This window comes from Vibrio sp. OPT46 (assembly GCF_015163535.1).
GTDB classification, from domain to species: Bacteria; Pseudomonadota; Gammaproteobacteria; order Enterobacterales; family Vibrionaceae; genus Vibrio; species Vibrio alginolyticus.
Genome location: NZ_JADDYG010000308.1, coordinates 29,980 through 37,584, shown reverse-complemented (window position 1 = coordinate 37,584; position 7,605 = coordinate 29,980). Strand labels below are relative to the sequence as shown.

At 43.7% G+C, this 7,605-nt stretch carries 8 protein-coding genes; 3 read left to right on the top strand and 5 right to left on the bottom strand.

What is annotated here, in order from left to right:
• The first annotated feature begins 168 nt into the window (after positions 1 to 168).
• Positions 169 to 1,929: an ABC transporter ATP-binding protein/permease gene (locus tag IQR33_RS15135; RefSeq protein ID WP_005388762.1), complete on the top strand. Its 1,761-nt coding sequence runs from the start codon at positions 169 to 171 to the stop codon at positions 1,927 to 1,929.
• Positions 1,930 to 2,421: 492 nt separating this feature from the next.
• A complete protein-coding gene (locus tag IQR33_RS15130) occupies positions 2,422 to 2,814 on the top strand; it encodes a hypothetical protein (protein WP_005376463.1) in 393 nt (130 codons plus the stop codon).
• Positions 2,815 to 2,854: 40 nt separating this feature from the next.
• Here the strand turns inward: IQR33_RS15130 and IQR33_RS15125 are convergent, their stop codons facing one another.
• The 4 genes from IQR33_RS15125 to IQR33_RS15110 form a co-directional block, all read right to left on the bottom strand.
• A complete protein-coding gene (locus IQR33_RS15125) occupies positions 2,855 to 3,859 on the bottom strand; it encodes a metal-dependent hydrolase (protein WP_193837987.1) in 1,005 nt (334 codons plus the stop codon).
• Positions 3,860 to 4,187: 328 nt separating this feature from the next.
• The gene (locus IQR33_RS15120; protein WP_005388759.1) at positions 4,188 to 4,646 is read right to left on the bottom strand and encodes a hypothetical protein; all 459 of its coding nucleotides are present in this window, start codon (positions 4,644 to 4,646) and stop codon (positions 4,188 to 4,190) included.
• A 93-nt stretch (positions 4,647 to 4,739) separates the two neighbouring features.
• Positions 4,740 to 5,768 (bottom strand): phospholipase A, encoded by a 1,029-nt coding sequence (locus tag IQR33_RS15115; RefSeq protein WP_005376466.1) that lies wholly within the window; start codon positions 5,766 to 5,768, stop codon positions 4,740 to 4,742.
• Between the two features lie 226 nt (positions 5,769 to 5,994).
• Entirely contained in the window at positions 5,995 to 6,498 is a 504-nt protein-coding gene (locus IQR33_RS15110; RefSeq protein ID WP_031781243.1) for a DUF2938 domain-containing protein, read from the bottom strand.
• A gap of 84 nt (positions 6,499 to 6,582) precedes the next feature.
• On the opposite strand from IQR33_RS15110, the gene IQR33_RS15105 reads away from it, so the two are divergent.
• Positions 6,583 to 6,990, top strand: a complete 408-nt coding sequence (locus tag IQR33_RS15105; protein ID WP_031778925.1) for a helix-turn-helix domain-containing protein — start codon at positions 6,583 to 6,585, stop codon at positions 6,988 to 6,990.
• A gap of 72 nt (positions 6,991 to 7,062) precedes the next feature.
• Here IQR33_RS15105 and def read toward each other — a convergent pair whose 3' ends face one another.
• Positions 7,063 to 7,569, bottom strand: coding sequence for a peptide deformylase (gene def, locus IQR33_RS15100; RefSeq protein ID WP_054576019.1), 507 nt, complete (start codon positions 7,567 to 7,569; stop codon positions 7,063 to 7,065).
• Positions 7,570 to 7,605: the final 36 nt, after the last annotated feature.

Below are 7,605 nucleotides of genomic sequence, written 5' to 3'. Positions count from 1 at the left end.
TCCGTAAGTAGTCAATGTGACTTAAGTGATTACTTAAAAGTAAACAGATAGAGTAATGTTTACTCTATCAAACTCCTCAACTTCCTGATCCGAAAGCGGTAGTTCGCTGGTCTCATCAACCAAACTGGCTTACTATGCCAGGTACCTAAAACGCTTTGTGAGTCACTCATGAGCAGAAAAAATAACAAAAATCTCAGCATTCTTCTTAAACTCAACACCTTTATTGCACCGTATAAATGGCGGGTTGCGGCGGCCTTGGTTGCCCTTGTCGCGACAGCAAGTTTGACGTTATCCGTTGGCTATGGAGTACGCATACTTATCGACCAAGGCTTTGCTCAGCAATCATTGCAAGAGCTTACCAATGCGATTCAGTTTATTGTCGGTGTCACATTGTGTATTGCCATTGGGACTTTCTTTCGCTTTTACCTTGTCTCTTCCGTAGGTGAGCGCGTTAGTGCGGATATTCGCCTTGCGGTGTTTAACCATGTGATTACGCTGCATCCGAGCTATTTTGAGACTAACAGTAGTGGCGACATAATGTCGCGCCTGACTACCGATACCACATTGCTGCAAAGCATTATTGGTTCATCGTTCTCGATGGCGATGCGTAGCGCTTTGATGTGTTTTGGTGCCATCATTATGTTATTCGCTACCAACGTTAAGCTCACGCTGATTGTGCTTGCTTCTGTGCCTTTGGTTTTGGTGCCAATTTTGTTTTATGGACGACGCGTGCGTGCTCTCTCTCGCCAAAGTCAGGACTCAATGGCCGATGTCGGAAGCTACGCTGGAGAAGCGATAGAACATATTAAAACCGTGCAAAGTTTTAGCTCAGAGTCGCATGAACGAGCGGCTTTCGCTGTCGAGGTGGAAAAAGCTTATGAAGTAGGCAGACAGAGAGTAAAACAGCGCGCGATCCTGATATCAGGCGTTATTGTGATTGTGTTCAGCGCGATTTCAGGCATGCTTTGGATAGGCGGCAGCGATGTGATTCACGGAAAAATGTCTGCGGGTGACCTAGCCGCATTTGTGTTTTATGCCATTATGGTTGCCTCATCGACTGCAACCATTTCCGAAGTCATGGGTGAATTGCAAAGAGCCGCAGGTGCTACCGAACGGCTGATTGAGATCCTTCAAGTAGACAGTGATATTAAAGCGCCAAGCAACTATTTGCCTGTCCGTTCCGACATGCCTGCTGAGGTTAACTTTAATTCGGTGAGTTTCAACTACCCTTCTCGACCAAATCAACCAGCAATCAAAGAATTAAATCTAACTGCTGAACAAGGAAAAGTGTTGGCGTTGGTCGGCCCTTCTGGTGCCGGTAAAACAACACTATTCGAACTGCTGCAACGCTTTTATGATCCGCAAAAAGGGCAAGTGTTGTTTGGTGGTGAAGATATTCGACAGTTCGACCCAAACGAACTTCGACGTCAAATGGCGCTCGTACCACAACAACCAGCGCTGTTTAGCCATGATGTTTTCCATAATATTCGCTACGGTAATCCTGAAGCGACGGATGAACAAGTTATCGAAGCCGCGAAAAAAGCCCATGCCCATGAGTTTATTGAGAAGCTTCCCGAAGGCTATCACAGCTTTTTAGGGGAGCGCGGCGTTAGGCTATCGGGCGGACAAAAGCAGCGCATTGCGATTGCTCGCGCGATTCTAAAAGATCCAAAAATCTTACTGCTAGACGAAGCTACCAGCGCCCTTGATAGTGAAAGTGAACATCACGTTCAACAAGCACTTGAAGCTCTAATGAAAGGACGCACAACGCTGATTATTGCTCATCGTCTTTCGACTATCCAACATGCGGATAAAATTGCGGTGCTCGACAATGGCGAGTTAGTCGATGTCGGTAACCACCAATCATTAATGCAAAGCTGTGAGTTGTATCAGCGACTTGTGGCATTGCAATTTAAGCACTTGGAGTAACGCCTAGTTAAGCGTTCAAAAGTAAGCAAAGGCGGACCAAATAATTTAATAACAGGAGTTTAACGATGTTTTTGTGTCAGTCCAGCGAGCCTTGGCGAGACTAAGAATCTAGCTCTGAGTGGTTAATGAGATAATTTAGACCATGAAGAGCTAGGATAGAAGATCCCACATCATGTCCCATCGTCGCTGTACAAGGTGACGAAATACAAAAGATGCCACTCGCAGTTAAACGAGCGGCATTAAACCAAGCAGCTCGCCTTTTAACAAAGGAATTCCAGTAAGAATCCAGTAACCAGCGTATTCTCCCTTCAACTAGAAATACTCGTTCACAACTACCATATAAAACCCAATCAACTTCATTTGTAACAATTCAGGTTTCAAAAATAGGAAATCATTACTGAAAAAGTTTACCGCGTTTTGTGTTGCTATCTATGGTTACAATGTTTGAGACATCAATGCCTTCAAACCAAGCAACACAAAAGCGGCACCGATATGAACAGCGAAGCGAAACAACTATTTTCTTATCTATGTCAGCGATACGATGCGCTTTCTCAAGAGCTTGAGTCTCGCCCTTTTCCTGAATTTTCTGAGACTATTACTCATCCTCTTGGGCACTGTTTAGTCCGTTGCCCAGCAGGTAGCCAACGCTTTTCTATTGTAGCAGTCAACTTTGCACCCTCCGTTCGCGGGCAAGGCGTGCTTACTGCATTTATCGACTACATCAAAAGCAATCCTTACCACTACCAAGGTGTTGAGGTTGCAATCATTGAAAACAAGAACTTAGCTAAACGGCTTTTGTCTCTTGGCTGGAAGTACAAGTCCCTGTTTGGCAAGATTTTCTTCGCTAGCAAGCCGACCCTAGTAAAGGACTTTCAGTCTGCGTAATAGTTATTACGAAACCGCATCGACATCCAAAGTAAAACCATCACTCAAAATCCGTAAGCATGTTGAAAAAAACTTGGCGCTCTTCTGCAGTACTTCCTCGATGAGCAGTGTATTCAACGTGCGCGTCTGCGCTGGCTTTTGGGGATAGATTGATGCCCCATAACGCATTAATTTGGTTTGGTACGATGGAATAACGCATATCAACAATTCGCATTTCATTATTCGGATCCGTCGCTACAAAACCGTTTGAAAACCAACGGAAACGTTCGATGTCTTTTGCTTGTTGCGATTGCGGGTTTAGCCACGGAAATTGCTCTTTTATATTTAACTTTGGAGTTGATTCGCCAGGGTAAATTTTTATTGAACGCCCCACCCTTACGGCATCTACATAGTAGCTCTCTTCCGTTTCATAAATTAGTTTCCAAACCAAAAGATTGCTGAAACTTGGTTTGGCTTTTAATTGTATAGCGTTGTGTTGTCGCTCTTTGACGATTTCCCAACCAACTACTTCTGCTCTATCTCGTTGTATCGTTCCAAGACTTAGGTAAGCCAGGCACCATAAAAATGCAATGCGGGCATAGTTTGGGCTTCGCTTCAGTGCAACAAACAAAAGCAATATTAAAATAGGGAGTGTGAACGCGGGGTCGATTACCGAAATAGTGTTCCAAGCATAACGCGTGTTGCTTATCGGCCATAGAAGCTGTGTTCCATAACTGGTGCATGCGTCTAATAACGCATGGGTACTATAACCAAGCGCGCAGTAAAACCAACTCTGCCGGAAGCTTAGTCCTCGCTTTTTTGCGAACAATGGATACAACAACAAAGCACAAATGAAACTACCAAACGGGATAAACAAGAGCGAGTGAGTAAATTGGCGATGGTATTCCAAATACAGCAAAGGATCAGTTGAAGAACGGATTAGCACATCTAAATCCGGAGCCATCCCAGAGACCACGCCCAACACGCCAACAACTGCAAGGTTTCGCTTGTTGCTCACCGCCAGTGGCAAAGCTGCACCCAATAAACCTTGCGTTAACGGATCCATCGTTCACTTCCTTTAGATAGATGAAGCTCAGCTGGAAAGCGTACACGCTCAATAGTCGGTTCCAATTTAAAAACCAGAAGGTTCTTCGACATAAATTATCCGCATTTAAGTGGAAAACAATACACGACTTAGTCATGCATTTGCTTGTTTAGCAACAAACACCTTGATTTAGTGTAAGAAGGAATCACGCCGTTCGCTAGTGAACGAACAAATCTGAGTCTAGGCTTGTTTGTTATTTCAAACCCGAAGGTTTATCTGACGCGAAAAAACAAGGCGAACCAAATGGCTCGCCTTGTTTCTAATTTACTGAACGATAAACGACAGGTGTTTAGTCTTGAGGATTCTCTTTCGCGTTGATTTCAGCGTAAGTGTGCAGCAGCTCCGTCAATGTTTTTACCCACGCAAAAACATCCGAAGGTGCATTTTCGATTAGTTTTTCCACTAGAGCACAGTGTGTTTCTAGCGTGATGGCCTCTTCCAAACGGAATGAGATCGCGTAGAAATGCCAAAGCACCAATCTCGTCATTCGCTCGCTATTTTGCTTTGCGTTGTCTGAGTCATCAAACGCTTGTTGAATTTCACTCAGTGCGATTGCTGTCATGCGTAGCATTGCATCAAGACGTGCAGACAACATGCGGTCTTCACTATCCACTTCTTCTTGATCAAAAGTGAACAGCTCATTCATCACGTCTTCTGGCACCATTTTACTGATCATACGAGCACTAAACTCTTCCAGCTCATGGCGAGGCATAGTTACAAGACAATCGAAGGTGTAATCACGAAGCATAAAATCACTCTAGGTTAGAAATCAATTTCAGCCTCGCATTCTAAATATTGAAATTTCAATTGCCAGTGTTAATTTCTATCCATCTACGAAAAACTACAAAACACCGTTGATTGCAATACCAACACCAATCCGCTGCTGATTATGATCATAGTCGATCAAGCTCTTACCATAACCCGCTGAGTATTGTGCGTACCCCTGAACTTTGCCCCAAATCGGAAATGACACACCCAGTTCTGCAAAACCCTTATGTGTTTGAAAGTTCTGGCGACCTAAAAAGGTAAACTCGTAACCATTCCACTTGTAAGCACTCGATAGCTCAAAGTGTCCCATATAGTCTTCGATATCCGGGTTATCATCACCTTTGGGATCATTAGGCGATGTCTTTTCATCTTCAGGTATACGCCACCAAGGCTGGATAGAAACCGCAAAATTGTCTTTTGCAAAGGTTACGTTGGCATAGACACGGTTCCAACTGCGCGATAGCTCCTGTCTCTGACCGTTAGACTCATGTTCAATACCAAAACCTAACCAAGTCGAACCATCAAGTGGTTTCCAGTCTGTTGGGGTGTAGTAAAAAAGCTCTGGACGATAATTGGTTTCACGGAATGGACGAGATGCTGCACCCGTGTATACCTGCCAAAATGATTTAAGAGTCATTCCAAAAAACAGACCATCGCCATCAAATAACAAGTCATCATAGTTCATTGGTACTTTAAAACTGATTTGGAACTCCGCCTCTTCCTTACGCAGTTCATCGCCGTATTTGGTGTCAGCATACGCGCGTTTATTTACTCGATCACTGTACGTAAACGGAAGAATATAGTTAACGCGATGCGCGACCAGACTAAACGGTTCGAACGCGTTTTCTCGTTCTGATTCCAAACGCTTGTCGACCAAACTTTCCTGAAGTTCTTCAGGCTCTTCAATTTCCGGATCAGCGGGCACTGTGCTGGTTACTGTGTCAAGCTCACACTGCGCGCGAATGCTCTTTATGGTTTCCTCACCTTTGCTTTGCTTTATTTTGTCTAGCAAACATAAATCATAAGCACTGGCTGTTTCTCCCATCGCAACTGGCGCTGCCAATAAACTCAGTATTGATATCCCTGCCACTTTTGAAGCCATCTGAAACCCTTAATATTCTTTATGTCAAACCAGATAATTTTAGTTTTTCTTGGTAAACCGCTTGCCATTCTGACGTTAAGGCAATGTTAAATATCCGCCGACTTTACATCTTGGATAAATGCAACAGACTTTAGACATATCGGTCAACTATGATCAAAGCGCAAAAAACAACCAAGAGTTGAGCATCATAGATAAAAACCACTCGTTTGCATGATGCTCATGTTCTCTATGCAAAATACTGGCTCGTAACTTTGATTGCAAACCCGGCTATGAATAAACCCAAACCATAACCCAAATGCGCCAATGTGCTAAGAAAACGGGCTTTCCAAGGTGTTGGGGTTTTACTCGCAGCAAAACCAAATCCTAGACAAGGTTGAATGACCAAAAATGGGAAGATCAACGTTACCACGCCTGTAATTAAGCTGGGCATTAGACTGGGCTCTACCAACCAATGATGACCAAAAACAGTAACGTGAGCCAAAGCGAAAGTAACGCCGATGGCATAATGCAAAAACCAGCCAAGTGACTTTTCTCCCGGCATCGCCTCTGACGCCATAATTGGCGCATGCATAAGCTTTCCTTGGGGCATGTACAAAACCCAGCGCGCAACCAACGCATAGTTTAATGAAGGAATACCAAACACTATCCTTTGTAACCATGCCCATAAATCCATTATCAAAGTGGCACCAATCCCTATTAGCACCGCTTGCAATCCCATTAAAAGCAGCATTTTTCTCTCCTCAAGTTTTTGATTTGTTAAGGTCTTAGTTGCATGCTACAACTTAAAGCCAACTTGAAGTCAATGGGGAATAATATGGATATTGCAGAAGTGGTTAGAAAATCAGGATTGCCGACTTCAACGCTCAGGTACTACGAACAGCTGGGGTTAATTCGCTCGATAGGAAGGAATGGATTGAGACGCCAATATTCACCAGAGGTACTCAATACACTCAATTTAATTAGTTTGGGGCGTATCGCTGGAATATCGCTTAACGAAATGGCAGAAATGTTGAATCAATCAGAAGTTTCAAAGCCATATATCGATCGTGACTTACTAACGAAAAAGGCACTTGAGATTGATGAGCAAATAAAACGTTTGAAAGCGGTGCGAGACAGCCTAAACCATGTTGCCACCTGCCCTCATGAGTCACATATGGACTGTTCTTCATTTCAGAAGCTTATGAAGGTCGTAAAGCGTTATGTCCCCCAAAAGCAGAGATAAACCGCTCTCCCTACCGTCCTATTCTTGATTTACAAGGAAGTAACTCGCGGTTGTGAGTTACTTCCTTTCATATTACTTAGCTTGCGATTTTACGTACTTCTTCACTTTTTTCATCGCCATTTTTTGCTTCAGCGGTGAAAGGTAATCAATAAACAAGTTACCCGATAGGTGGTCAATTTCGTGCTGCATCACAATCGCCAAGAACTCACCGCTCTCAATTGTAATCGGGTTGCCATCACGGTCTAGTGCAGAAACAACAACTGACGTGTAACGCTCTACATCTGCGTAGTACTCAGGAACAGATAGGCACCCTTCTTGACCAAGTGCTTTGTTTTCTCCGCTCACCACTTCTGGATTGACTAAGATTAAAGGATCATTGCGTTCGTCAGAGATATCGATGACAACAACCGCCTCTTTTCTGCCTACTTGGGTTGAAGCTAAACCGATACCATTGCCCGTTGCGTAAAGTGTTTCTAGCATATCGTCTATCAGCGTTTGTACTGTCGATACATCAGTGACTTTTTCTGCTTTTACTTTAAGCCTTGGGTCTGGAATGGAGAGAATTTCGAGGACTGCCATACTTACCTTTCATATCTATAAATCGTAATTCGTGGC